The sequence below is a fragment of the Streptomyces sp. NPDC007901 genome, assembly GCF_042959465.1.
Lineage (GTDB): Bacteria > Actinomycetota > Actinomycetes > Streptomycetales > Streptomycetaceae > Streptomyces.
Window position 1 is genome coordinate 342,466 of the sequence record NZ_JBIBKW010000009.1, and the last position, 25,127, is coordinate 367,592.

The following is a 25,127-nucleotide window of genomic DNA, read 5'->3' on the forward strand; positions in this document are numbered from 1 at the left end:
GGTGGGGTTCCGGGTCCTAGCTTATGGATGTGCCGCTCGCCCGGGCATACGGGGGTCGGTCCCGCGACCCCCGTGCTGCACCCCCCACACCCGCGCGACCCCCACCGGCAACCCCCACTGAGGAGACTCATGTTCGGGCCAAACCGCGCAAGAAAGGCCGCCGCCACCCTCGTGGCGACGGTCGCCGCCGCAGCGACCGCGCTGATCGCGTCCCCCACCGCGTCAGCCGCCCCCCAGCCGATCGTCGGCGGCACCACGACCACCACGACCGCGTACCCGTTCATGATGCAGATCACGGACGCGTCGGGCAGCCAGTTCTGCGGCGGCACCCTGGTGTCGGCGACGAAGGTGGTGACCGCCGCGCACTGTATGGAGGGCGAGTCCACCAGCAGCGTCCGCGTGGTCGGTGGCCGGACCTATCTCAACGGCACCAACGGCACGGTCAGCCGGGTCAGCAAGATCTGGATCAACCCGGACTACACGGACGCCACCAACGGCGACGACGTGGCCGTCCTGACCCTGTCGACGTCGATGTCGTACACCCCGGCGTCGTACGTCTCCGCTTCGGACACGAGCGTGTACGCGGCCGGCACCACGGCCCGCATCCTCGGCTGGGGCACCACCTCGGAGAACGGCAGCTCCTCCAACCAGCTGCGGACCGCGACCGTCCCGATCGTGTCCGACTCCAGCTGCAAGAGCTCCTACGGTTCCGACTTCGTCGCGACCGACATGGTTTGCGCCGGATACACATCCGGCGGCGTAGACACCTGCCAGGGCGACAGCGGCGGTCCCCTGCTCATCGGGGGCGTCCTGGCAGGGATCACTTCCTGGGGAGAGGGGTGCGCGGAGGCCGGTTACCCGGGTGTGTACACCCGGCTGACCACCTTCTCGAACCTGGTGACCGCGCAGGTCAATTCGTAACTCTCCACCAGAGAAACTCCTGAGTATCCCTCAGGTGAGTGACCAGGGGGCGTTGCGGGCTACCACGAGCAGCCCGCAGCGCCCCCTATCCATGCGTCCGCCTACTTGTTCTGCTTGTCGGCGGTGAGCGTCCCGGCGGCCCCCCAGCTCTCCGCCGGCACCTCGTGGATCCACACCTGCACGGTCTCGGCCGGGATCTTGTACGCGTCGACGAACGCGTCGGTGACCCGCCGCACGAGGTCCCGCTTGAGCTCCGTGTCGCGGGGACCCTGCTGAATGGTGACGATCGGCATCGCTGAACTCCTCCGAGTGCGCTTCCTGTTCGGTGCCCCCCAGTCCACCGCGCGTGCCGCCCCCGGCCAAGAACCAGATCCCGACCACTGCGATCAGCTTTCGTGATCGCCGCAGGCCAGCAGCAAGGTGTTCAGCTGCGGGGGCGGGGTGGTCGCGGAGACGGCGAGGCCGGTGGTCAGGGCCAGGCCCGGGGGGCGGAACGGCACGAAGGCCACCTTCGGGGTGTGCAGCACGCGCGCGTGGGACGCGTACACGACCGTCCACAGGGGGCGGGTGCCGATGCTGGCGAGGGTGTCCTGGAGGGAGCCGGGCGAGGGTCCGGGCAGCGGCTCGAAGCCGGCCTCGCGGCAGGCGCCGACCACCAGGTCGACCAGGGCGGGGTTGGTGCGGCGCTCGGTGAGCGCGAGCGGCAGCCCGGCCAGTTCACCGACGCCGATCTCGGTGCGGTCGGCGAGGGGGTGGGTGGCGGGCAGGGCGGCCACCAGCGGGTCGGGCCACAGCGGGTGGACCCGTACGCCGGGCACCGGCTCGACCGCGCGTACGAACGCGGCGTCCAGCCGCCCGCCCGCGACCCGGGCCAGCCGCTCGGTGACCGGCAGCGAGTACAGCTCGACGGGCACGTCCGGCGCGCGGCGCGCGAACGCGGCCAGCACCCGGTCCAGATGCGTGCCCAGTCCCGTGCTGGTGCCGATCCGCAGCCCGGCAGGCGGAGCGACGGCGGCCCGCACCCGCTCGGCCGCCGCCAGCACCGCCCGCGCCTCGGGCAGCAGCCGCTCCCCCGCGCCGGTGAGCCGGACCCGGCGCGGCGACCGGTCGAACAACTCGGCACCCAGCTCCCGCTCAAGGCGCTGTATCTGCTGACTGACGGCCGACTGCACGATGTGCAGCCGGCCGGCGGCCCGTCCGAAGTGCAACTCCTCGGCGACGGCGACGAAATAGGTGAGCTGCCGCAGTTCCATGGCCCCGACTCTAGAGGCCTGTTTGAATGTGCCCTGAATGAGCCGAGCGGGAGGAGTGAGGCCGATGGTGTCCACGGACCGGATCCTGGCGTTCGCGGCGATGTCGCTGCTGGTCATCGCGATCCCCGGCCCCAGCGTGCTGTTCGTGATCGGCCGGGCGCTGGCGCACGGCCGCCGTACCGCCGTGGCCACCGCGATCGGCAATGTCCTCGGCTCGTACCTGCTGGTGGTGGCGGTCTCGATCGGCATCGGGTCACTGGTGGAGCGGTCCGTGACGGTGTATCTGACCGTGAAGCTGCTGGGCGCGGCCTATCTGGTCTACCTGGGCGTCCAGGCCTTCCGGCACCGCAAGGAGCTCAGGGCCTCGGCCATCCGGCGGACCCCGGCGGGCGCACCGCGCGGCGATCTGCGCACGGTGCTGGACGGCGCCCTGGTGGGCGCCACCAACCCCAAGGGCGTGGTCTTCTTCGCCGCCGTCCTCCCCCAGTTCGTCGACCACACGGCCGGCCAGGTCTCCGCCCAGATGCTGCTGCTCGGCCTGGTCCCCATCTCCATCGGCCTGGTCACGGACACCCTGTGGGGCCTGACCGCGTCGGCGGCCCGCACCTGGTTCGCCCGCTCGGACCGCCGGCTGTCCCTGGTCGGCGGCGCGGGCGGGATGGCGATGATCGGGCTGGGCGTGACGGTGGCGGTGACGGGCCGGGCGGACTGAACCGTCGCCGACCGCAGTGTGAGCGATCACCGACCGGTCGGGGCTACGACCGTCCCGAACCGGATGTCGTACGACGTTCCGGGGAACAGGGCGGCCAGCATCCGCTCGCCCTCCTCGGCCACCTCCGCCCGCCGCTGACGGCTCAGCGGTCCGAACGCCTCGACGACCAGGACCTCGCCGTCCAGCTGCCACACGCCCGCCAGGAAGCCGTCGACCAGGAGCGTGCGGTAGGCCTGGTTGCCCCGCCAGGCTCGGCCGTGGTGCTCGGGCGGGACGACGCGGGTGCGGTCGGCGTGGGAGAGCAGCAGGTTGTCGAACTCGGGGAGGAAGCGCGGCGGGGCGGGCGTGCCGGGGTCGGGACGCGGGGCTTCGGGCAGGTCGAACAGTTCCGTGCCGCTCTCGTCGCGGAAGGTGAGCAGGCGGGGTCGGAGCCGTTCGAAGACCTCGCGGAGCCGGGTCAGTCCGGCCCAGGTCTGCATGTCCTTGACGGAGGCCGGCCCGAAGGCGGCGAGATAGCGCAGGACCGTCCCGTCGGGGCCGGGCGCCGGTTCGGCAGGCCGGCCCAGCCAGTGCTCGGCGGTGGTGAGGGCGACCTGTCCGGACCGGCCCCACAGGCCGCGCGGGGTGACCTGGACGAGCGGCAGCCGGCACCGCGCGGCGACGGCGAGGGACTGCGGGTCGGCACCGGGCCACTCGGCGAGGAGGGCTTGGCGCAGTTCGGCCATGGTGCGCGGCTCGGCCTCGACGAGGTGCCGGGCGAGAACGGCGAGCCGGTCCAGATCGACGCCGGCCAGGCCCTTGCGGAAGGCGCTGAGCTCCCGGTCCCGGGCGGGCTGGACCAGCGGCCGCAGGGTGAGGGCGTCCTCGGCGGTGTGGGTGTGGATGGTCGACCGCATGGTGACGATCCGGACCACCTCCCGGTCCGCCATGAGGGTGGAGAGCTGTTCGGGGGTGAAGCCGTCGAGACGGGCGGCGAGCGCGAAGTACGGCGGTTTCACGTTCTGCGCCTGGAGACCGACGAGGTGCGCCACCGCCTCTTCAGCCGGCCGGGGCGAGCGTCGCAGCAGGAGCTGGCGGGCGAGGGTGGCGCGGTTGAGGGCGCGGGTGCCGAGGACCGGCCCGGACGGCGTCTTGGTCATACGGCGCACGCTAGCCCCGATCGAGGACAGATCCTGTCCGCTTCCTCCTCCCTCCCTCTCTGATTCCTCCGCCGGGCCCGTATGCCCCGTATATCCTGCTCCGAGACCCACCGATCACGCAGAGCACACTGTGCACGCCGATGCAGGCTCCACCGAGAGGCGGCCGCGATGTCCGAGCGACGCCCCAGCCCGGCCTCCAAGCACTCCGGGAACGGCAAGGACGGCCGGAGCGGCAGAAGGTCGGTCTGGCGCCGTGCCCTGACGGCGGAGCCGGACACCGCGGAACTGCCGCAGCCGCAGTCCCCGCCGTCCGCCGACCCGGCCGAGCCGCAGAGCGTCGTGGAGGCGGCGCTGTACCGGGACGGCGTGCGCGTCTCGACGCCGGCGACCCTCGCCGAGACGTACCGCGAACTGCGCGACCAGCCCGCGGGCATGGCCTGGATCGGCCTGGCCCGCCCGACCTCGGACGAACTCCTCTCCCTGGCCAGCGAGTTCGACCTGCACCCGCTCGCCGTCGAGGACGCGATGGAGGCCCACCAGCGCCCGAAGCTGGAACGGTACGGCGACACGCTCTTCGTCGTCCTGCGCGCCGCCCGCTACCTGGACGCACCGGAGGAGGTCGACTTCGCCGAACTCCACGTCTTCGTGGGCCCGGACTTCGTGATCACGGTCCGGCACGGCGCGGCCCCCGACCTCTCGGCGGTCCGCCACCGCATGGAGGACTCCCCCGACCTCCTCAAACTCGGCCCCGAAGCGGTCCTCTACGCCATACTCGACGCGGTGGTGGACGGCTACGCCCCGGTCGTGTCCGGCGTCCAGATCGACATCGACGAGATCGAGACGGAAGTCTTCCGCGGCGACCCGGAGGTCTCCCGCCGTATCTACGAACTCTCCCGAGAAATGGTCGAGTTCCAGCGCGCCACCCGCCCCCTCGTCGGCATGCTGCACGGCCTCATGGCCGGCTTCACCAAGTACGAGACCGACGAGGAACTCCAGCGCTACCTCCGCGACGTCGCCGACCACGTCACCCACATCAGCGAACGCGTCGACGGCTTCCGCCAGGCCCTCACCGAAATCCTCACGGTCAACGCGACCCTGGTCACCCAGCAACAGAACGCCGAGATGCGCGCGTTGGCGGAGGCGGGCTTCGAACAGAACGAGGAGATCAAGAAGATCTCGTCATGGGCGGCGATCCTCTTCGCTCCGACCCTGGTCGGCACGATCTACGGGATGAACTTCCGGGAGATGCCGGAGTTGCACTGGGTGTTGGGATACCCCTTTGCAATCATCCTGATGGCGATCGTATGCACCAGTTTGTACTTTATTTTCAAGCGGAAGGACTGGCTCTGAGTAACTGATCGCCCAGGGCCTGCGTCAGGGCGTCACGGAGGTGTTCGTGACCGCTTGAAGCCCCGCCCAGGGCCGCTGGGGAGAATCTGGGGAGAATGAAACCCGCGCCGCTTCGGCTGGCGCTCCTCGACCTCAGACCCGCTCGCCCCGACCGAGGCTTCCTCGCTGCCGTCACAAGGTGCTCATCCAACACGGAGAGTAAGCAGTACCGGGAACGATCGGGCGTCCGGGGAAATTCGGTCGAGAAGGTCAGGGTGGGCTGCGACTCTGGCCCGATGCTGTTCAAGCTGACGGGCTCCAGGTGTTCGGGCAAGACGACACTCGCCCGGTCGGTGGCCGACCGGCTCCAACAGGTCGCCGTACACGACTTCGACGAGATCGGCGTGCCGGAGCGTGCCGATCGCCAGTGGCGACACCGCATGACCGAACACTGGGTGCGTCGCGCACTGGCATATCGGAGCCGCGGGATCGACCTGCTGCTGACGGGACAGTCCCCGCTGGGCGAAGTCCTGGCCACTCCCTCCGCGCCGCTGCTGGACGGAATCGCGGTCTGCCTGATCGACGTCGCCGACGAAGACCGGCGCGACCGGCTCGCCGGCCGATGGGACGCCGGCGCGGTCAATGCCTTCCTCGGCTGGGCCGCCTGGCACCGTGGACATGCCCAGGACCCCCGCCATCGGCCGGACGTCGTCACGAACGACTGTTGGCCGGACATGGTCTGGCACCGCTGGACGGGGTGGACCGCCGAGGATCCACGATGGTGCACCCACCTTCTCGACACCACCGGCCAGCCCCCTCCCCGCTGACCGGCTTACTGATCGTTTCAGAATGCGCTCCGTAGCCGCCTCAAGCAGATGATGGCGCAGGCGAGTTGGAGGAGTCCGTGGTGTAGGTCGGCGCGTATCTCGTAGCGGATGCGTAGGCGTTTGAACTGGTGCAGCCACGCGAACGTGCGTTCCACGACCCAGCGGGTCTTGCCCAGGCCGGAGCCGTGCGGGGCGCCGCGCTGGGCGATCTTCGGGACGATACCGCGGGCCCACACAAGTCGGCGGTACTTGCGGAAGTCGTGGCCTCGGTCGGCGTACAGGCGCTTCGGCTTGTGGCGGGGACGGCCGCGCAGGCCCCGGATACGCGGAATCGCGTCCAAGAGCGGGATGAGCCGGGTGACGTCGTGCCGGTTGCCGCCGGTCAGCGAGACGGCGAGCGGGGTACCGTGGCGGTCGACGATCACATGGTGCTTGCTGCACGGGCGACTGCGGTCGACTGGTGAAGGCCCGATGTGAGCCCCCCCCTTGAGGGCCCTGACGTGTGAGCCGTCGATCGCGCAGTCGTTTATGTCCAGCAGGCTGGCATGTCGCAGCTCGACGAGCAGGGCCTCGTGCAGGCGGGGCCATACCCCCGCCTCCGTCCAGTCTCGTAGTCGCCGCCAGCAGGTGACCCCAGAGCAGCCGATCCGTTCGGCCGGGACGTCCGCCCAGGACACGTCCTTGCGCAGGATATACACGATCCCGGCCAGCGCAGTCCGGTCGTCGACTGGCTTGCGTCCGGGAAACCGGTGCCGCCGCGGCGGCCGGGCCGGGATTAGCGGGGCTATCCGCTCCCATAGGTCGTCGGGCACAAGATCGCTGTTCACACCGGAAGCGTGCCCCAATGCCACCACGGCGGAACCTTCGGCCAACGAACCGACTTGGCCCTGAGCGGATTGCGCACCAGACGCTTGTCGTCGATGGCGGTCTCGAAGATGTTCGAGAGCGAGGACAGGATCTGGCGCGCGTACCGCGGTGAGCATTCGGCCTCCAGCGCAGCGATGTATCCGCGCAACACCACCGGTGTGATGTCGCGAACAGACACGGTGCCCAGGTGAGGCTGGATGTGGAGGCGAACCCGCTCGTCGATGCGCTTGACCGTGGCAGGCGTCCCGCGAACTCCCGTCCGCCAGAAGCGTGTCACGTAGTCGTCGACCGTGATGGAGCCGTCGCGGGGGTCGACGAACTCGCCTCGTTCGCTGTCCGTGCCGGCCCTGCGGAGCCACGCCTTGGCGTCTTCGAGGATGTCGAAGGACTTGTCGCGGACTCCGGGGATACCGGCTACCCGGTACCTGGAGCCTTTGCCGTAGCGGGTGGTGCGCTCTCGCTTGCCGGTGACGGCGTCTTTCTTCTTCTTGATCCAACGGTCTTCGATGTAGCCGGCCAACTACGTCCCTGGTCTTCTACCGCAAGGACTGGGCCCGCATCATCCGGGCCCTCGTCGGCGTCGCCCGCACCCGCCGGGTCGAGACCTCCACCGAACGCCTCGCCATGCTGCTGATCGTGGCCACCATCCCGGTCGGCCTCACCGGCCTGGCCCTGGAGCGCACCTTCCGCACCCTCTTCGCCAAGCCGCTCGCGGCGGCGGTCTTCCTCACCCTGAACGGCCTGATCCTGCTGGCCGGAGAACGGCTTCGGCGCCGCTCCGAGCGGCAGGCCACGGCAGCGGCCCTTCCGGGCGGTCCAGGGGCGGCGCTGGCGACCGACACCCGTACGGCGGGGGCGGCGAACCGGAAGCTGGAGACCCTGAGCCATCGCGAGGCGGGCGTCATCGGCCTCTTCCAGACTCTGGCCCTGTTCGCCGGGATCAGCCGGTCCGGCATCACCATGGTCGGCGGCCTGCTGCGCGGCCTGGACCACGAGGACGCCGCCAAGTTCTCCTTCCTGCTGGCCACCCCGGTGATCCTGGCGGCGGGCGTCCTGAAGCTGCCCAGCCTGGCCGGTCCCGCCGGCGCCCACATCCACGGCCAGGTGATCGTCGGGCTCTGCACCGCCGCCGTCGCCGCGTACGTCGCGGTCCGCTTCCCGTCCCGCTGGTTCACCACCCGGACCCTCACACCGTTCGCCGTCTACTGCCTGCTGGCGGGCGCGGCCAGCGCCGTCCACTTCGCCTGACACACCGATCGATACGACGGCCACGCCGACGGCCTGCACATCCGCTCATCATGGAGGCAGACTCCCCAGCCCTCGTCACACGCGAGGGCTGTCAGTCCTCCACGCCCCGTCGTACACGTCGCGACGGGTGGTGAATTCGTACCGGCCCAGGAGGGCGGGAGGGTCGGCGAGTCCGGCCCCCCAGGCCGCCGTGGCAGCACACGTCGGCGCACAAAGCCCAACGTCGCCTACACCTCGATGTACGAGCCCATGATGACCGTGCGGTCGCGGGGGAGGCCGAAGTACTCGGCCGCGTCGGCGGTGATGTAGGAGGTGGCGATGAACAGCCGCTTGCGCCAGGGCGCCATCGTGGGTGCCTGTCCCCGCCGCAGCTCGATCTTCGACAGGAAGTAGGTTGCCTGGTCGAGCTGCAGGGGCCCCTCGGTTTCGGCCGGGTCGAGCATCGCCAGGGTGGCGGGCACGTCCGGGGTCTCCATGTAGCCGTAGGTGGCGGTGACGTGGACTATCCCGTCGTCGGCGTAGCCGAGGCTGTCGACGGCGAGCCGCCGGTCGGCCGGGACGCGGGGCACCGGCTCGGTCTCGATGGAGAGGATCACGACCTGCTCGTGCCGCACGTGGTTGTGCTCGACGTTGGCTCGCATGGCCAGCGGCGCGGTGTCCTTGCCCCGGTTGAGGAAGACGGCCGTGCCGGGCACGCGCTGCACCGGCAGTTCACCGCTGCGCAGGCCGTTGATGAACTCCGGCAGCGGGCCCTCCTCGCGGGCCCGCTCCGCGGTGACGAGCTCGCGGCCACGCTGCCAGGTCGTCATGACGGTGAACGCGGTCAGGCCGATCAGCAGCGGCAGCCAGGCACCGTGGACGAGCTTGGTCATGTTGGCCGCCACGAACAGCAGGTCCACGAAGAGCAGCACGCTCGCGCCGATACCGATCAGCCACTTCGGGGTCCCCCACTTCGCCCGGGCGACGTAGAAGAACAGCAGCGTGGTGATCGTGATCGTGCCGGTCACCGCCATGCCGAAGGCGAAGGCCAGCGCGGCGGAGCTGCGGAAGGCGAAGACCAGGGTGAGGACCGAGACCATCAGCAGCCAGTTGATCCAGGGCACGTAGATCTGGCCCACGGTGGACTCGGAGGTGTGCGCGATCCGCAGCCTCGGCAGGTAGCCGAGCTGAGCGGCCTGGGAGGCGACCGAGTAGGCGCCGGTGATCACCGCCTGGGAGGCGATCACGGTGGCCGCCGTGGCCAGCAGGATCATCGGCCAGCGTCCCCAGTCGGGCACGAGCAGGAAGAACGGGCTGCTGATGTTGGCCGGGTCGTCGAGGATCAGCGCGCCCTGGCCGAGGTAGCTCAGGACGCAGGCCGGGAAGACGAGGAACAGCCAGCCGCGGGTGATGGACCGGCGCCCGAAGTGCCCCATGTCGGCGTAGAGGGCCTCGGCGCCGGTGACCGCGAGCACGACCGCGGCCAGGGCGAAGAAGGCGGTGCCGAAGTGCCCGAACAGAAAGCCCAGCGCGTACGTCGGCGACAGCGCCTTGAGGATGTCCGGGTGGTCGGCGATGCCCACCGCCCCGCACGCGCCGATGGCCGTGAACCAGGCGATCATCACCGGTCCGAACACCCGGCCCACCGCCGCCGTCCCCCGGCGCTGCACCAGGAACAGCACCACGATGATCACGGCGGTGATCGGCACGACCGCGTCGTCCAGCGACGGCTCGACGACCTTGAGCCCCTCGACCGCGGACAGCACCGAGATCGCCGGGGTGATCATGCTGTCGCCGAAGAACAAGGACGCGCCGAAGATGCCGAGCGCGGCCAGTACGGCAGCGGTCCGCCGGCCTCGTTGCGAACTCCACCTGCGCACCAGGGTGATGAGCGCCATGATGCCGCCCTCGCCGTCGTTGTCGGCGCGCATCGCCAGCAGCACATAGGTGACCGTGACGATGACCATCACCGACCAGAACACCAACGACACCACCCCGTACACGTTCTGCGTGCTGACGGGCACGGGGTGCGGGTCGCTCGGGTTGAACACGGTCTGCAGGGTGTAGATCGGACTGGTCCCGATGTCACCGAAGACCACGCCGAGAGCGCCGATCACCACCGCCAGACGCACCGAGTCGTGCGCGAGTTGGCGGTGGGCCTCGGGTGGCGGCGTCGGCGCGTTCTCCTGCCGACTGTCGGCCATGGTGGTCCTCCTCCGCACGGGCTGCTGTGCCCCAGGTCAGGTGTGTCACGGCGGACGATACCGGCCTTCGCACAATCGTCCGCACGCGCACGCCGCTTCTGCGGCCCCGCCCTCCCCACCGGCCGATCGACGTGGTCGTCCGCACAGGCAGAGCGCCGACGGATGCGGGTGCGGCGGCTGCGGCTGGACAGCAACCACCTGGGGAGGGCGTTCGAGGCCGTGCCGCGCGACGCCTGAGGCATTCATGGCGTCGCATGGCACCGGATGACACCTATTGGCACCACCTGGCACCATCTTGGCGTCGCTCCTGCACCCGGCAACGCGCTAGTAGACATGGCGCCACCATCACTCAAGGGCCACGTCACCGCGTTTCCGCAGTTCAAGGCGGGATCGGAGGGACCGCCACACCCGTGGCACCATTCGGGCTTGCGAATGGCGCCATTGTGGTGCCACTATGTGGCCATGGACCTCACCCCGTATGTCGACACCCTCCGCCGTGAACTCGCGGTGGCCGCCGAAGCCGGCGGGGACGATGCCCGTGAGCTGGCCGAGCGGCTGACGGCTCCACTGGAGTCGGCGACCCGGCTGACCATGCTCAACGTGCTCTCCGCCGCGATGGACGAGATCACCCGCGAACTCGCCCCCGGTTCGGTCGACGTACGGCTGCGCGGGCTCGACCCCGACTTCGTGGTGACGCTGCCGCCGGCCGGTGGCGGCTATGCGGAAGCGGGCGACGCGCCCGTCGAACCGCTCAGGGCTCCGGCGCCCGCCGACGGTGACGAGGGCGGCACCGCGCGCGTCAACCTCCGCCTGCCGGCCCCCCTCAAGGCGCGGGCCGAGGAGGCCGCGAGCCGCGAGGGGCTGTCGGTCAACGCGTGGCTGGTGCGGGCCGTATCGGCCGCGGTCGAGGGCGGCACGCAGCCGCGTACACCGCAGCGGACCCGCACCGTCGGACAGAGCTTCAAGGGCTGGGTGCGCTAGCTAGCAGCGCCCGCCCCGAACAGCACGTCGCATCGCACCACTTCACCCACACCACGTCCCACCTGCGGGGACGACTCAAGGACTCAAGAGGACGGGACAGCCATGCCTTCTTTCGACACACCCGAACCCATTTCGGTCACCGCCCACGTGGGCGCCGGCTCCATCCTCTTCACCGCGGGCGACCGTCTCGACACCGTGATTCACGCGCGGCCCCGCGACCCGAAGAGGGACAAGGACGTACGGGCCGCCGAGCAGACCGAGGTCTCCTACGCGAGCGGTGTGCTGACCGTCCGGACGAAGGAGCGGCGCATGCTCGGGCCCAGCGGAGTCGTCGACGTGACGGTCGAACTGCCCACGGGGTCGCACATCGACATGACCGGCCCCTGGGCCCAGGTGCTCGGTGAGGGCCGGCTCGGCGAGGTCCGGATCAAGACCTCGGTCGGCGACGTCCGGCTCGACACGACCGGCCCGTTGAACCTGGCCCTGTCACACGGTTCGATCGTCGTGGACCGGGTCGAGGGGGCGGCCGAGATCACCACCAGCTCCGGCAACGTGCGCGTCGGCCTCGTCGACGGCCCCGCCGTCCTGAAGAACTCGAACGGCACCACGACCGTCGGCACCGTGACCGGCGAGCTGCGGGTGAGCGGGACCAACGGCGCGATCGACATCACGCGCGCCGGGGCGTCGGTCACCGGCACCGCGACGAACGGCTCCCTCCGGGTCGCCGAAGTCGCTCGCGGCGAGATCCAGTTGGAGACCTCCAACGGCTCCATCGAGATCGGCATCCACGAAGGCACCGCCGCCTGGCTCGACGTCAGCTCCAACCGCGGGCAGGTGCGCAACACGCTCGCCGATTCCGAGGCCCCGGAGCAGACCGAGGAGACGGTCACCGTCCGGGCACGGACCAACTGGGGCAACATCGACGTCAGCCGCTCCCGTCTCTGACCACCCGCCCGCCAACTCACCCGCTCCCCCAGTCACTTCAGTCTCCGTGCGCCTTCGCGAGACTCCGAAGGTCTCCGAGAGTCTCCGAACGGGAGGATTCCATGGCCACATCTGTCATGCCCACATCCAGTCGGGGTGGCGATCCGCAGTCGCCCGCCGCCGTCTGCGCCGTCGGTCTGCGCAAGTCGTACGGCGACAAGACCGTCCTCGACGGCATCGACATGTACATCCCCCCCGGGTCCGTGTTCGCGCTGCTCGGACCCAACGGCGCCGGCAAGACCACCGCCGTCAAGATCCTCTCCACCCTCGTCACCGCCGACGGCGGGCAGGCCCAGGTAGCCGGTCATGACGTCGCCCGCAGTGGACGGACTGATCACCGGCGAGGAGAACATGCTCCTGATGGCCGACCTGCACCACCTCCCCCGCGCGGAGGGCCGGCGGGTGGTCGCCGGGCTGCTGGAGCGCTTCGACCTCACCGAGGCCGCGAAGAAGCCCGAGAGGCCAGGAGAAGTCCCGCTCAAGGCCGCTGGGGAGAATGAACCGCGCATCGCTGTGGTGGGTGTGGGGCCGCGTTGCGGTGATGACGGCGGCGGCCGGATGACCGCACAATGCGCGGGTGGACAACAACGTCGTCATCCGTCCGGCCGTCTCCGATGAACTGGACGTCGTCGCTGAACTCCGATGGCAGTGGGTCCTGGAGAACCAAGATGCTCCCGTCACCGGGCGCGCGGAGTTCGTGCGGCACTTCGTCACATGGGCGAAGGAGAACACGTCGTCGCATCGCTGCATGGTCGTGGTCCGCGATGAGGTGATCGTCGGCATGGCCTGGCTGGCGGTCCTCCCGCGAGTGCCCAGCCCGCGTGCCCTGCACCGGGCATCGGGCGACCTGCAGTGCGTGTATGTCGTTCCCGGCGAACGCGATGGCGGCCTGGGCGGCCGGCTCATCGACGCGGTCCTGGCTCGCGCTCGGGAACTCGGGCTCGAACGCGTCACCGTGCACTCCAGCCCCCGTGCGATCCCGGCCTACTCCCGCCACGGTTTCGAATCATCGCCCCGTCTGCTTCACGCCCGTGTCGCCCGCACCACCTCCTATCCGTGACAGCCGCCGAGGGACTGCTTCGCCCCGTCAACCTCGGTCACGGCCGTCTCTGCGGCGATCGCATGGCGGCGGGCGGTGACGAAGTCGCGCAGGGTGGCGGTACAGGGGAGGGAGACGCCGAACTCCTCGTCCAGCCGTGTACCGATCCGCTTGGCACTGGGGGCGTCGCCCAGGGCTGGATCCGCGGTCGACGTGGGACCAGCACTCCGCGCGCCAACACAGCGGGGCTGCCTCGGCGCTCCCTTTCCCCGTCCGCCCCTCAGCGGTGGCGCCCACCGGTTCGCGCCGCTCAGCGCATTACCGCCCGAGTCAGGGTCGATGCGCTCACCGAGTCCGGACTCAGATGCGTTGCACCCGACACCGGCTGGCCGGCGACGACCACGAAGCGGATGTCCGGGATGTGTCCGTCGACCAGACGGGACGCCACGGCGGAGCGCGCCGCGGTGCCGGTGGTGACGATCGCGGAACAGCGCAGCTGAACGAGGGTGTTGACATAGGCGGCCGCCTTCCCCGACGCGGGCAGGCGGTAGCGCTGCACCAGCACGTTCGTGTCGCTCGCCCTCGCCATCTCCTGCATCGCCGCCCAGGTACCTGTCGTGTCCGTGTCGGTGGACGTCAGAAGGCAGGCTCGGGTGGCGGTGTCGACGTGCGACACCGGCACGGGCGGCGTCGTGTCCTCGCTGGACTCCGAGGGCAGGAGCAGCGCTACGACACCGGCCACGGCAATGAGCACTGCGACGCCCGCACCGAGAACGACCCCCCGCCTTTCGCGAGACGGGCGGTGGGCACGGTCAGAAGCCTTCAAGATTACCTTCCTCGTCGAGCAGGCGCCGTTCTTCCTCGCGCCAGGATTCGAATGCGGCCGACATCCCGTCTCAGCGTGCAGAGCATCCCGGTCCACCGTGTCGCCACCGGCCGAGGGCGGCGGCGCAAGGCGGCTCAGCTCAGCGGTTCGAAGAACGGGCGATCGGGCGCGAAGTTGCGAGAACACACCGTCACGTCCTCACCCCTGAGGTAAGCCAGCAACCACTCACTGAATGTCATCTCATGGAGCACCCAAGCCGGGCTGTCAAGCTCCTGCACCAGGACGCGCCACGGCGACGAGGGGCTGTCGGGAACACGGAGGAAAACCCATTCCCCCGTCGTGGCCGACGCCACCGGCATCAGCTCACCGGGGTTCGCCCCTGCCGGACTCGGCAGGTACTCCGCCATGTCTTCCTCACGGAAAAGCTCGAGATCACCCCTGATGGATTCCCTCAGATTGTGCAGAAGATGGCCGGCGGGATGCTCCAGATACAGTTGATTGTTGATCTGGACCGATCCATAGGCATCAACGATCCCGCGGAAGTCCGCCGGGAATTCGATTCCGAACTCCCGCTCCATTTCACTCCATGGCGCCGGATCCGTCCAGTTGAATCCAGGTTCGCCCAGCAAGGCTCGGATCTCTGCAAGCGTTGCCATCACTTGACCCCTTCTAGCATGTCGAGCCGATACCGGTCCTGGAGTTGACCACAGTGCAGGAATAGCTGTCCGTGATCCTGCCCCGGGATCCGTACACGGCCATTCCCACCTGGATGGTCGTCGGAACGGCCGAGCGAGTGTCTCCGTACACGGGAACGACCGACATGAACAGGCTGTTGTTCCCGTTCAGGGCCTTCCATCCGAAGGCTTCCACCTTGCTCGCCATGCGAGCATTCGCCCTGGCATTCAAAGCCACCAAGTTGCGGACATCCTCGCCGGTACCCTTTCCCCAATAACCTATCAGGTGGCCGGCCTGCGGCCTTCCGCCTCCTGCTCTGATCTCTCCCATTCCGTCCGGCTCGACCGACGGTTCACATTCTGGGCACTTCGGCAAACCGCCGGCTCCGGTCCGCGACCTGCGATCGCTCTTGGTGAGGAATGCGATGGCACCGGTCGCCCTGCATCCCTTGTTCCCCTGATGGTCCGTGTACTCCTCGAGACCTCCGTAGATCCGCCCACCGTCGATCAGGGGCATCGCATCGCACGAACTCCTGCGCCCGTCGTCATCGTCGTCTCCGGCGCAGCCACCGGTGGACACGCAGACGGCCGCCGTAGTGAGTCCCGCCGCGATGGCCGAGGCCGCGTTGCGTACCGAGTTGCTGATGTTGATCTGCACGGTCGGGGGTTCGCCGGCAGCCGAGATGGAGTGGACCTTCAGGGTCGACTTGCCGATGGATGCGGTGATCTTGATGGCGTGGGCGCGGATCGCCGCGCGGCGGGCGGCCTCGGCCGCTGCTCTGGCCGCCGCTGCCCTGGCCGCCGCGGCTGCGACGTCTGCGGCGCTGACGCCGCTCCCTCCGCCGCAGGAGTAGCACGTACCGGCGCCGGAGCCGCCCCCGCCTCCGCCCCCGCCGGTTCCACCGCCCCGGCCCGCGCTGGAGGAGCCGCTGCTCTGGAGGGACTCGCAGAAGGCATAGGAATGGGTCTGGGCGCAGGTGCGGCCGTGGGTGACGGCGTGGCCGGCGGCGGCCGAGGAGGTGTATGCGTGGCTGTACGACGAGGAGCTGGAGGAGGAGAAGGCGTCGGAGATACTCCTGGAAAGCGCCGAGCAGTACTCGATGCAGGTGCTGATCAGGGCCGCGCCCAGGAGGTAGGCACCCTCCGCCTCTCCGATGCACAGGTCCCACAGGCAGTGCCCGCTCGGGTCCGTCCCGGTGAGCGGTGTGTCGTTCGCGTAGGCGTAGTCGTTCGCGTTGGTACTGTCTGCGACCGCCGTGTTGTCGACCGTGTCCGCCGAGTCGAAGCCGCCCGTGTTCGGGCTGTACCAACGGGCGTGCATGTTGACGTTGCCGGTCGACGGGTCGGTGTACTCGCTCTGGTAGCCGGCGCTGCCGGTCAGGGTGGAGGCGATGGCGGTGCCCCACGGGTCGTAGCTCGCGGAGCCGGTCAGGGTGGTGCCGGTCGCGGTGAACTGGCCGATGACGTCGGTGTGCAGGTCGGTCCAGGCCAGGGTGGCGCCGGTCGCCGAGGATTCTCCGGTGAGGGCGCCCGACGGGTCGCGGCTGTAGGTGCTCGCGCCGTCGGAGGAGACCGTGTTGTCGGTGCCGGAGTAGGCGAGGGCGGTCGACCCGGCGGTGACCGCACGGCCCAGCGCGTCGTACGTGTACCCGGTCGCCCCGGCGGTGGCCTGCTGGCCGTAGGCGTCGAAGGTGTACGCCGTGGAGCCCTTGGCCGAGAGGGTGCCCCGAGCCGTGTAGCTGTAGTCCAGCGTGCCGTCGGAGGTCAGCTGGTCCCGCGCGTTGTAGGTGTACGTCGTGGAGCCCGCGGTCAGGCGGTTGCCGTCGGCGTCATAGGTGTAGCCGGTGTTCGTGGAGCCGGAGGTCCAGGACGTGAGCCGGTTGGCGTAGTCGTAGGCGTACGAGTTCGAGGCGGCGCCCTGGACTCCGGTCGTGGTCTTGGAGGTCAGGTTGTCGTTCTTGTCCCAGTCGTAGCCGACCGAGGCGACGGTGGCGCCCGTGGCGGTGGTGAGGGTGTCGGAGGTCAGGCGGTGCAGGGAGTCGTAGCCGAAGCTGCGGACGTCGCCCGAGGTCCCGTACGTCACCGACTTGGGCTGGGACAGGGCGTTGTACTGATAGGTCAGGGTCGTCCCCGTCGACGCGTCCGTGTCGGTGCCCAGGCGCCCGTCCGTGTCGTAGGTGTAGCTGCTGGTGCCGGAGGCGTCGGTGCGGCTGGCCGGGTTCTCGTCGGCGTTGTAGGTGAAGGACGAACTGCCCGCCTGCCCGGAGGTGGTGAGGAGGTCGCCGAGCGCGTTGGTGGCGTAGTACTCCCAGGTGTCGCCGACGGCCGAGGCCACGAGGTGACCGTCCAGCGAATAGGTGAAGTGGCGGTCGGCAGTGGTCGCGTCGGCGCCGGCGCCGCTCTGTGCGGTCAGATCGTCGAGGGCGTCGTAGGTGTTGGTGGTCGTCACGCCGCCCGGGTCGGTCTGGGTGACGAGACGGCCGCGCTCGTCGTAGGCGTAGGTGGTGGTCCGGTCGGCGTCGCTGGTGTACCCGGTGACCGCGGGGACTTCCTTGCTCGCGGGCAGGCCGAGCGCGTTGTACGTGTAGTACGTGGTGTCGCCGTTGCCGTCGGTGTAGGCGGTCTGGTGCCCGGAGGCGTCGTAGCCGTACCTGGTGACGATGGAGGCGCTGTCGGAGAGCGGCTCCGTCTGCTTCGTCAGGTCGCCGAGGTCGTCGTACTCGTAACTGGTCGTGTGCTGACGGGCGTCGATGGTTGTCTGGAGCCGGCCGTCGTTCGTGTACGTCGCCGACGTGGACGACAGCACCGAGCCGGCCGACGTCGCGTTCGCGGTCGCGGTCTTGCGGCCCGCCGCGTCGTAGGTCGCCGTCTGGATGCTCTGGTCCGGCAGAACGGCCTTGATGACGTCGTCGCGCAGGTCGTAGGTGTACGCGGTGGTGTCGCCGGTCGTGTCGGAGGTGGTGAGCGTGCGGCCGAGTGCGTCATACGTGTAGCCGGTGGCGACGCCGGTGCCGGACACGCTCTTGGCGACCAGGCCCGCGCTGTTGTAGGTGGTGTCGGTCTCCTGCTTCGTCTGCGCGCTCGTGGACGTGTAGACGTACGCCCATGTGCCGCTGTCGCGGCCCAGGTCGTCGTAGCTGTGGTGGGTCACCGATCCGTACGGGGAGGTCTCGGTCAGGCGGTCGCCGGCCAGGTCGTAGGAGTAGGTGAAGCTGCCGCGGGTGTCGGTGCCCGAGATGCTGATCGCCGGGTTGGTCTGCTGGACCAGGTCGCCCAACTGGTCGTAGGTGTAGTCGGTTTCGCCCTTGGCGTCCGACTCGCTGAGGACGTCGCCGGAGGCGTCGTAGGTCCAGGCGGTGGTGGCGGAGGTGCCGTTGTACGACGGGAGGGTGGTGCCGCTCCTGCGGCCGTCGCGGTCGTAGGCGGTTGCCGTGATGTGGCCGTTCGCGTCCTCGGCCTCGGTGCGGTCGCCGAAGGTGTCGTAGCCGTTGATCGTGGTCGGGTACGAGGTCTCGGTCGCGCCTGTGCCGGGCTCGGTGGTCGTGATCGCCGGGCTCGTCGTGGTGGTCGGCCGGCCGGCCTCGTCGTTGGCGTACGAGTAGACCTTGTTCTGGGCGTCGGTCGAGGTGACCTTCAGGCCGCGGTCGTCGTAGGTGGCCTTGGTGGTGAGGGTGAGAGAACTGGAGACGTACTGAGCGGCGGACGTCGTGTCACCGGCCGCGTCATAGGTGTACGTCCAGTTCTGGGCGGGGTCGCCTGCCGCGTCGGTCTGCTTCGAGGTCAGCACACGGGAGTCGTCGTCGAAGGTGTACGCGGTGGTCTGCGCGAGGCCGGAGGGGTCCGTCGTGGTGGCCGTGGTGCGGCCGGCGGCGTCGATCGTGTAGGTGGTGGCGAGAGCGCCGTTCCCGGTGGTCTTCCCGGTCAGGTTGCCCGCGTCGTCGTAGGTGTCCTGCTCGTCGACGAAGGTCGTGCCCGCGGCACCGGTCCGGGTGATCTGCCTCGTCAGCGCGTTGTCGTAGTACGCGTACGCCGTGGTGACGCCGATCGCGTCGGTGATCGTGTGGAGGCGACTGCCCGGGTCGTAGGTCCGCTGTTCCAGGAGTTTCGCGGCGGTCGGCTGCGAAGTACTGGAGGAACCCGTGTAGTTGGTGAGGACAGTGGTCAGCAGGCTGCCGTTGGCGTCGTAGGTGAAGGCGTAATTCTGCCCGTCGGGGTCGGTCTCGGTCTGCTTGTTGCCGTAGGTGTCGTACGTGTAGGCCGTGCTGTGCTGTTCGGGGTCGGTGACGGTCTTCGGTTCGCCGAAGTCGTTGTAGACCGTGCTCGTGACGCGGGCGGTGTCGCCGCCGGTCGTGTCGGAGACCGTGCTGGTCAGGGTGTTGCCGTCCGCGTCGTACGTCCGGGTCGTCAGGGCCGTGTGGACGACAGCCTGGTTGACGGCGTTCGTCGTGCCCGGGTCGAGTTCGGTGAGGACGCGGCCCAGCGGGTCGTAGGTGTAGTGGGTGACCAGGCCCGCCGGGTAGGTGTCGGAGATCTCGGTCTTCGTCAGGACGCGGCCGAGCGCGTCGTACGTGTACCGGGTGACAAGGCCGAGCCGTGAGGTCTCCTGGGCGAGGTCGCCGTTCGCGTAGTAGAGGTATGACGTCTTCGCGCCGCCCGGTGTCGTCGTCGAGGCCAGCAGCCCGGCCGGGGCCGTGGTGCCCGAGGTGTAACCGGCCGTGGTGGAGCTGGTGTATGTCTTCACGGTCGTCAGGCCGGCGCTGTGGCCGGTGACGGCCGGGGTCGTCGTGGTGAGCAGATTGCCGTTGCCGTCGTACGAGTTGACGGTGCGGTAGGTGGTGTCCGTCGAACTCGACGACCGTCCGTCGGACGAGGTCAGCAGCTGGTCGTTGCGCGGGTCCGTGTCCGAGTCCGCGTTGAGGTAGTACGTGAAGTACGACGTCGAGCACAGGGAGTCGGACTGGTCCTGGCAGGTCGTGCGGGAGACCACGTCACCACGGGAGTTGTGACCGGTGGTGGTCACGTTCCCGTTGCCGTCGGTGGTGGTGTAGAGGAAGCCGGAGGTGTCGTAGCCGTAGGAGGTGGTGGCTCCGGTGCCGTCGGTGTCGGTGAGGATACGGCCGCCGTTGGAGAGGTCGTAGGTGCTGGTGAGGGTGTTGTTCCCGGGGTCGGTGACGTCGACGGACTCGGTGGCGATGGTGCCGGTGGACTGCTTGTAGGCGTTCCACTGCGTGGCGACCTGTGCGGAGGTCAGGTTGTGGTCGTAGAAGGCGACGTCGGCGATGGAACCCTTGAAGTGGCTGACCTCACGGGGCGAGTCGAGCCAGCTCTTGGCGAAGCCCGCGCCGATGTAGGTCAGGGTGTTGGACTGGTCGGCCGGTGTACCGGCGAACGTGTCCTGCTTGGTGCCGTCGAGGAACAGGGCCTGGCTGTCGACGTCGCAGCTGAGCACCGCGTAGTGCCACGCGTTGTCGGTGACCGTCCCGGTGGAACCGAAGGCGGCGCTGCCCGAACCGCTCACGCTCCACCAGTGGCCGTGCAGCTTGCCGTCCGAACCCACGTACAGGACCGGCGTCCAGGTGCCGGAGGCAGCCGTGGCCCCGTCGATCGCCGTGGACTGGTCACCGATGAGCACGCCGGCGGTGGAGGTCTTGAACCAGATGCCGACGCTGCGCTTGGTGTCGGTGTGCAGCAGGTCGGCCGGTACGGAGACGTAGGAGCTGGAACCGTCGAAGGAGGCGGCCGTGTTCGCGGTGCTGTCCTTGGCACTGAAGGGGCCGCTGACGCCGAGAGTGACGTTGTTGTACGTGCCGTCGCCGCCGTTGACCTCGTCGGCCGCGTACGTGGCGGAGCCGTCGTCGCTGTCGTCGCCCAACTGCCAGTAGCCGGCCGGGTCCGCACCGAGCACCGTGCCCCGGAAGACCGCACTGGAGCCCGCCACGGTGGGCGTGCCCAGCTTCCAGGTGCCGCCCTTCTCGTCGGTGACCTGCGTCAGACGGTCGGCATCCGTGTCGTAGGAGACGGCCGCGGTGGTCCGGCCGGCCGGGCTGGACTCCTTCATCAGCAGGGCCGCGCTGGCGGTGCCGGCGGCGTACAGGTCGTCGACCTGGGAGGCGGTGATCGGGTGACTGTAGAAGGAGACGTCGGAGATGGAGCCGATGAAGTAGCTGACGTCGCCGGGCGAGTCGAGCCAGGAGTCGGCGAAGCCGGCGCCGATGTAGGTGTAGGCGTTGTCCTGGTCGTCGGGGGTGCCGGAGAAGGTGTCCTGCTTGGCGCCGTCGAGATAGAGGGTCTGGGTGCCGCCGTCGGAGCTGAGGACGGCGTGGTGCCAGGTGTTGTCGGTGACCGTGCCGGTGGAGCCGAAGTCGGCGCTGCCCGAACCGCTCACGCTCCACCAGTGGCCGTGCAGCTTGCCGTCCGAACCCACGTACAGGACCGGCGTCCAGGTACCGGTGGCCGCGGTGCCGGCGACGGCCTTGGACTGGTCGCCGACCAGGACGCCCTTCTTGGACGTCTTGAACCACAGGGACAGCGCGCGGGTGGTACTGGCGTGCAGCAGCCCGGCCGGGACCTTCGTGTAGCCGGTACCCGCGAGGGTCAGGGCGGTTGCCGTCGAGCCGGTGAGCGGGCCGGTGGAGCTGCCCAGAGTGGCGTTCTTGTAACTGCCCGCGTCCGTCTGCTCGTTGGCCAGCACTGAGGAAGCCGCGGTGGTACTCCCGGACGGTTCGTCCAGACGCCAGTAGCCGCTGGGGCCTGCGTCCAGGGCGGCCGAGGGGTAGTTGGAGCCGGCGATGTAGGTGTAGGCGTAGCAGGACGTCGACGCGGTCGACGGGGAGGCGGTGGCCGGCGGGCACACCGAGGTGAGCCGGTCACCGGTGTAGCCGTAGGTCCACAGGGCGGCGGTCGTGGTGTCGCCGCTGGTGGCGGCATCGGTGGTGACCGTGTGGACGTGGTAGTGGGCGGCGCCGGAGGGCTTGGCCCAGGTGAAGTAGAGGGTGCGGGCGGAGACGTCGTTCTTGATGGTGCTCAGCCGGTACGAGGAGTCGTAGCTGAGCGTCTCGGTCAGCCCCGCGTGGGTCTTGATCTTCGACAGCAGCCAGATGTTCGTGCCGCCGGGGGTGTCGAAGGTGTACGTCGTGCCGGAGGTCTCGGTCAGGGAGTAGCCGGCTGACAGTGCCTTGAAGGTGCCGTAGGTGCCGGTCGGCGGGGTGTACCCGGAGGACGAATAGCCCCAGCGTTCCTGCTTTCCGCCGTCGTCCGTGAGCACCACGCTCTTGGAACCGTCGTCGTCCATCACGGCCCGCATGTCGGCGAGCGCCGACCAGCCCGCACCGAAGGCTCCGGCGGTGCTGGTGTCCAGGGAGTTGTAGGAGCGGGTCACGTCGAGGGACGGGCCGACGGTGGCGACGGAGGCGTCGGTGGCGGAGGTGGTGTAGTTGCCGGCCTCCTCGTCGTAGCCGTGCCCGCCGTTCTGCGCCAGCCGGGAGGCGACCAGGGGCTGTGCCACCAGCGTCGACAGGGGCTGGGTGCCGCTCGTGGTCGTCGACCAGCCGTCGTTCGCCGACACCGTCCAGTAGTACGACGTGGACCAGCCCAGGTCACCTGACGGTACGGTCCACTTGGTGGAGGTCTGCCAGCCGGAGGTGTCGATCTGCTTGCCCGCCGAGGAGTACACGGCGAAGTCGTACTTCAGCGGTGTGGTCGGCCAGGAGTCCGGGTCGACCGCCTTGACCTGAAGCTGCGGACGCAGGGAGGGCGAGGTGAAGTTCGCCTTGGGATAGGTGTGTTCGATGTCCGGCGCGGTGTTCTTGCTGTAGGTGACCGTGACGTACGGGGCGTGCGAGTCGACCTGGTCGGAGTCGAACTTCTTCCACTGAGAGGAGCTGGTCGCCGAACTGAACACGGACAGGCCGTAGTTGCTGGTCTCGCCCAGGGCGATCTTCTGGAAGTAGTCCGTGTCCAGGTCGGTGGTCTGCCACTGGCCGGTACCGGTGGACACCGAGGTGTTGCCGCAGACCGTGTCGGAGACCGTGCCCGACCAGGTGCCGATGGAGGCGGCCGTCGCGGGCCGGTCCGACCAGGACTTCTGCCCGGTCACCCACCACTGCTCGGTGATCGGGTACACGTTGTACGAGGTGGAGGAACTGCATGTGTACGCCCACACGTTGAAGAGGTGCAGGTCGGCGTCGGTGATGTGATAGCCGTCGGTGTCCGGCAGCCCGAGGAACTTCATGAACGCCTGCCCGATGTACGCGCCGCCGTCCGGGGTACCGACGCGCATGATCGTGTCCGACGAGTAGTCGGCGGTGTTCGGGTAGTACACGTACGTCGTGAGGTTCTGGCCGGCGGTCGACACCGTCATCGTCGGGTCGACGGTCACCGGGAAGGTGATGTCGGAGCCGGCGAGCCAGGAGGGGTCCAGGGACATCTTCACGGCCGGGGTGCCGTCGACCTCGGTGACGCTGTACGTCATGGCCCAGTTGTCGTGGGACTCGCCGGTGGCCGGGTCGACGTAGGAGTCCCGGGCGAACGGCTGCGGCAGGGTGGCCATGACGGTGCCGCTGCCGTCCACCAGTTCCACCGTGCCGTCGGACGCGGTGGTCAGCGTGAGCCCCTTGAGGGACATCGGGAAGACCCAGCTGGTCGGCGCGTTCGCCGAGGTCAGCACCAGGGACTCCTTCACGCCGTTCGCGGTGGGCGCGAGGACGAGGTTCGTGTCGGTCAGGACACCGTCGTACTCGACGCCGGAGCCGGAGGCCGTACCGGTGACCGCGTTCGCGCCGGCCAACGACCAGGACACGGACTCGGAGTCGGAGATGGTCAGGGTCGCGAGGTCCCCCTGAGCGGACGTGCCGGAGCTGACGGCCGGGCTGGGAGTGGCCGCCGGATCGTCGGTGTCGTCGGCCTGGAGGGCGGAGGCGGCTTTCGCGGAGGCGGTCTTCCAGGTCAGGGCCGCGGGCACGACCGAGCCCGCGCCGCTCCCCCGCAGCGCGGACTGCCGTACGGAGCCGTCCGCCGCCGTGGAGGACGCGAAGGACACCCCGAGAGAGTTCGCCTTCTCCTGCCAGCGGCCGTCGGCGCGCCGCGCTACGCCGGTGTCGATGGACTTCCAAGTGCCGTCGGCGTCCCGATAGTTGATCCGGGACTGCGACATCTTCCGGGTGAAGGACCCGTCGGCGTTCTGGAAGTAGTCGAACTGCGCGCCGGACTTCGCGGCCACGCGCTTGCTCGTCTTCGGGTTGAAGCCCACGGCCGCATTACCGGAACGTTCCTTCCCGGCCTGAACGCCCGGGGCCTTCCAGGCAGCCAGCTGCCCCTTGCCCTTGCCCGGCGCCTTTCCGGCAGGCCGTCCCTTGCCTGCCTTCGCGGCGCGTACGTCGTGGGCCGAGCCGGTCTTGGACCGCGGCCCCGGACCGTCCGCACCCGACAACCACTTCCACACCTGGCCCAGCCCGGCACCGAGCGAGGCCGACGGACGCGTCGCCGCATAGGCCGCGCCTCCCTCCTGAGCCCAGAAGGACACCAGCAACGGCACCACAGCCAGCCACACACGCCACCGCGACAGCGGACGCACCCCACCCACCGACCCTTTACGTATCGCATCACGACAGGAGCAGCCGATGCGTCAGGTCGACCCCCGTGATCACGCGGGCTGCGGCACCAAGTTGTAAGTGCGGCATGAAGAGAAGTACAAGATCCCTTGTGAAGACCTGTGGCATCCCTTTACCGGGCTGCGGGAGAACCCACAGGACGGCTGCCTTCCCTTCACCAGCACGTCACCGCCGAGTCATGCACACGACGGGCGACCCCATGGCCTTCCCACGCCCCGCACGTCACGTCGCCTGCACCTCACGATCGTTCTGATGGCGCAAGGACTGGCTCTGACCAGCAGCCCGCAGGAAGACATCCCGGACATCCAGCCCTACGGCCCGCAAGGTGAGAACCGGGTGAGTATGCACCCTGGCGCCCGTCCGCCGAGCACCGGGAATGCGGCGTTCAACCTAAATGTTCGCGATGTCGCACATATTCCGCATGTGACAAAATGTGAAGAGTGGCTTTCTGTGCCGCAGACCGGCGAGAGGAGTGCTTCATGATCGCCAAGCTGCTCCGCAAGCTGTCCTTCACGCGCCACTACGGTGCGTACGGC

General features: G+C 69.2%; 18 protein-coding genes and 1 pseudogene. 10 read left to right on the forward strand and 9 right to left on the reverse strand.

Annotated elements, in window-relative coordinates:
* The first annotated feature begins 129 nt into the window (after window positions 1-129).
* Window positions 130-921 carry a serine protease gene (locus ACFZDK_RS29215; RefSeq protein WP_359223319.1) on the forward strand — a complete coding sequence of 264 codons (792 nt, stop codon included), beginning with the start codon at window positions 130-132 and terminating at the stop codon, window positions 919-921.
* A 101-nt stretch (window positions 922-1,022) separates the two neighbouring features.
* Here the strand turns inward: ACFZDK_RS29215 and dmpI are convergent, their stop codons facing one another.
* Complete coding sequence (gene dmpI / locus ACFZDK_RS29220; protein ID WP_390976886.1) at window positions 1,023-1,262, reverse strand: 4-oxalocrotonate tautomerase DmpI; 240 nt, start codon at window positions 1,260-1,262, stop codon at window positions 1,023-1,025.
* Between the two features lie 45 nt (window positions 1,263-1,307).
* Window positions 1,308-2,174 (reverse strand): LysR substrate-binding domain-containing protein, encoded by an 867-nt coding sequence (locus ACFZDK_RS29225; RefSeq protein WP_390976887.1) that lies wholly within the window; start codon window positions 2,172-2,174, stop codon window positions 1,308-1,310.
* Between the two features lie 64 nt (window positions 2,175-2,238).
* Here ACFZDK_RS29225 and ACFZDK_RS29230 point away from each other — a divergent pair, with 64 nt between their 5' ends.
* Window positions 2,239-2,886, forward strand: a complete 648-nt coding sequence (locus tag ACFZDK_RS29230; RefSeq protein WP_390976888.1) for a LysE family transporter — start codon at window positions 2,239-2,241, stop codon at window positions 2,884-2,886.
* A 26-nt stretch (window positions 2,887-2,912) separates the two neighbouring features.
* Here the strand turns inward: ACFZDK_RS29230 and ACFZDK_RS29235 are convergent, their stop codons facing one another.
* Entirely contained in the window at window positions 2,913-4,025 is a 1,113-nt protein-coding gene (locus ACFZDK_RS29235) for a DNA glycosylase AlkZ-like family protein (protein WP_390976889.1), read from the reverse strand.
* A 168-nt stretch (window positions 4,026-4,193) separates the two neighbouring features.
* Between ACFZDK_RS29235 and ACFZDK_RS29240 the strand changes: the two genes are divergently transcribed.
* Both ACFZDK_RS29240 and ACFZDK_RS29245 read left to right on the forward strand, forming a co-directional pair.
* Window positions 4,194-5,375 carry a CorA family divalent cation transporter gene (locus ACFZDK_RS29240; protein WP_390976890.1) on the forward strand — a complete coding sequence of 394 codons (1,182 nt, stop codon included), beginning with the start codon at window positions 4,194-4,196 and terminating at the stop codon, window positions 5,373-5,375.
* Between the two features lie 275 nt (window positions 5,376-5,650).
* Window positions 5,651-6,181, forward strand: a complete 531-nt coding sequence (locus ACFZDK_RS29245) for a hypothetical protein (RefSeq protein ID WP_390976891.1) — start codon at window positions 5,651-5,653, stop codon at window positions 6,179-6,181.
* Between the two features lie 17 nt (window positions 6,182-6,198).
* Here ACFZDK_RS29245 and ACFZDK_RS29250 read toward each other — a convergent pair whose 3' ends face one another.
* Together ACFZDK_RS29250 and ACFZDK_RS29255 are read right to left on the reverse strand one after the other, a co-directional pair.
* Entirely contained in the window at window positions 6,199-7,008 is an 810-nt protein-coding gene (locus ACFZDK_RS29250; RefSeq protein WP_390976892.1) for an IS5 family transposase, read from the reverse strand.
* Window positions 7,005-7,568 carry a hypothetical protein gene (locus tag ACFZDK_RS29255; RefSeq protein ID WP_390976893.1) on the reverse strand — a complete coding sequence of 188 codons (564 nt, stop codon included), beginning with the start codon at window positions 7,566-7,568 and terminating at the stop codon, window positions 7,005-7,007. Before ACFZDK_RS29255 ends, ACFZDK_RS29250 begins: the two co-directional genes overlap by 4 nt.
* Window positions 7,569-7,576: 8 nt before the next feature.
* Between ACFZDK_RS29255 and ACFZDK_RS29260 the strand changes: the two genes are divergently transcribed.
* A complete protein-coding gene (locus ACFZDK_RS29260; protein WP_390976992.1) occupies window positions 7,577-8,296 on the forward strand; it encodes an undecaprenyl-diphosphate phosphatase in 720 nt (239 codons plus the stop codon).
* 227 nt (window positions 8,297-8,523) lie between these two features.
* Here the strand turns inward: ACFZDK_RS29260 and ACFZDK_RS29265 are convergent, their stop codons facing one another.
* Window positions 8,524-10,479 (reverse strand): KUP/HAK/KT family potassium transporter, encoded by a 1,956-nt coding sequence (locus ACFZDK_RS29265; RefSeq protein WP_390976894.1) that lies wholly within the window; start codon window positions 10,477-10,479, stop codon window positions 8,524-8,526.
* Between the two features lie 462 nt (window positions 10,480-10,941).
* On the opposite strand from ACFZDK_RS29265, the gene ACFZDK_RS29270 reads away from it, so the two are divergent.
* The 4 genes and pseudogenes from ACFZDK_RS29270 to ACFZDK_RS29285 all read left to right on the forward strand — a co-directional run bounded on the left by ACFZDK_RS29270 (window position 10,942) and on the right by ACFZDK_RS29285 (window position 13,504).
* Window positions 10,942-11,460, forward strand: a complete 519-nt coding sequence (locus ACFZDK_RS29270; protein WP_390976895.1) for a hypothetical protein — start codon at window positions 10,942-10,944, stop codon at window positions 11,458-11,460.
* 102 nt (window positions 11,461-11,562) lie between these two features.
* Window positions 11,563-12,405: a DUF4097 family beta strand repeat-containing protein gene (locus ACFZDK_RS29275; RefSeq protein ID WP_390976896.1), complete on the forward strand. Its 843-nt coding sequence runs from the start codon at window positions 11,563-11,565 to the stop codon at window positions 12,403-12,405.
* A 116-nt stretch (window positions 12,406-12,521) separates the two neighbouring features.
* A pseudogene (locus ACFZDK_RS29280) lies at window positions 12,522-12,900 on the forward strand (ATP-binding cassette domain-containing protein); the annotation flags it as partial.
* A gap of 121 nt (window positions 12,901-13,021) precedes the next feature.
* Window positions 13,022-13,504, forward strand: a complete 483-nt coding sequence (locus tag ACFZDK_RS29285) for a GNAT family N-acetyltransferase (RefSeq protein WP_390976897.1) — start codon at window positions 13,022-13,024, stop codon at window positions 13,502-13,504.
* A gap of 289 nt (window positions 13,505-13,793) precedes the next feature.
* On the opposite strand, the gene ACFZDK_RS29290 is transcribed toward ACFZDK_RS29285, so the two are convergent.
* The 3 genes from ACFZDK_RS29290 to ACFZDK_RS29300 form a co-directional block, all read right to left on the reverse strand.
* Window positions 13,794-14,225: a hypothetical protein gene (locus tag ACFZDK_RS29290; RefSeq protein ID WP_390976898.1), complete on the reverse strand. Its 432-nt coding sequence runs from the start codon at window positions 14,223-14,225 to the stop codon at window positions 13,794-13,796.
* 218 nt (window positions 14,226-14,443) lie between these two features.
* Window positions 14,444-14,965, reverse strand: coding sequence for an SMI1/KNR4 family protein (locus tag ACFZDK_RS29295; protein ID WP_390976899.1), 522 nt, complete (start codon window positions 14,963-14,965; stop codon window positions 14,444-14,446).
* 13 nt (window positions 14,966-14,978) lie between these two features.
* Window positions 14,979-24,503 (reverse strand): LamG-like jellyroll fold domain-containing protein, encoded by a 9,525-nt coding sequence (locus tag ACFZDK_RS29300; protein ID WP_390976900.1) that lies wholly within the window; start codon window positions 24,501-24,503, stop codon window positions 14,979-14,981.
* Window positions 24,504-24,651: 148 nt separating this feature from the next.
* Here ACFZDK_RS29300 and ACFZDK_RS29305 point away from each other — a divergent pair, with 148 nt between their 5' ends.
* On the forward strand, window positions 24,652-25,074 hold the full coding sequence (locus ACFZDK_RS29305) for a hypothetical protein (protein ID WP_390976901.1): 423 nt from the start codon (window positions 24,652-24,654) through the stop codon (window positions 25,072-25,074).
* Window positions 25,075-25,127: the final 53 nt, after the last annotated feature.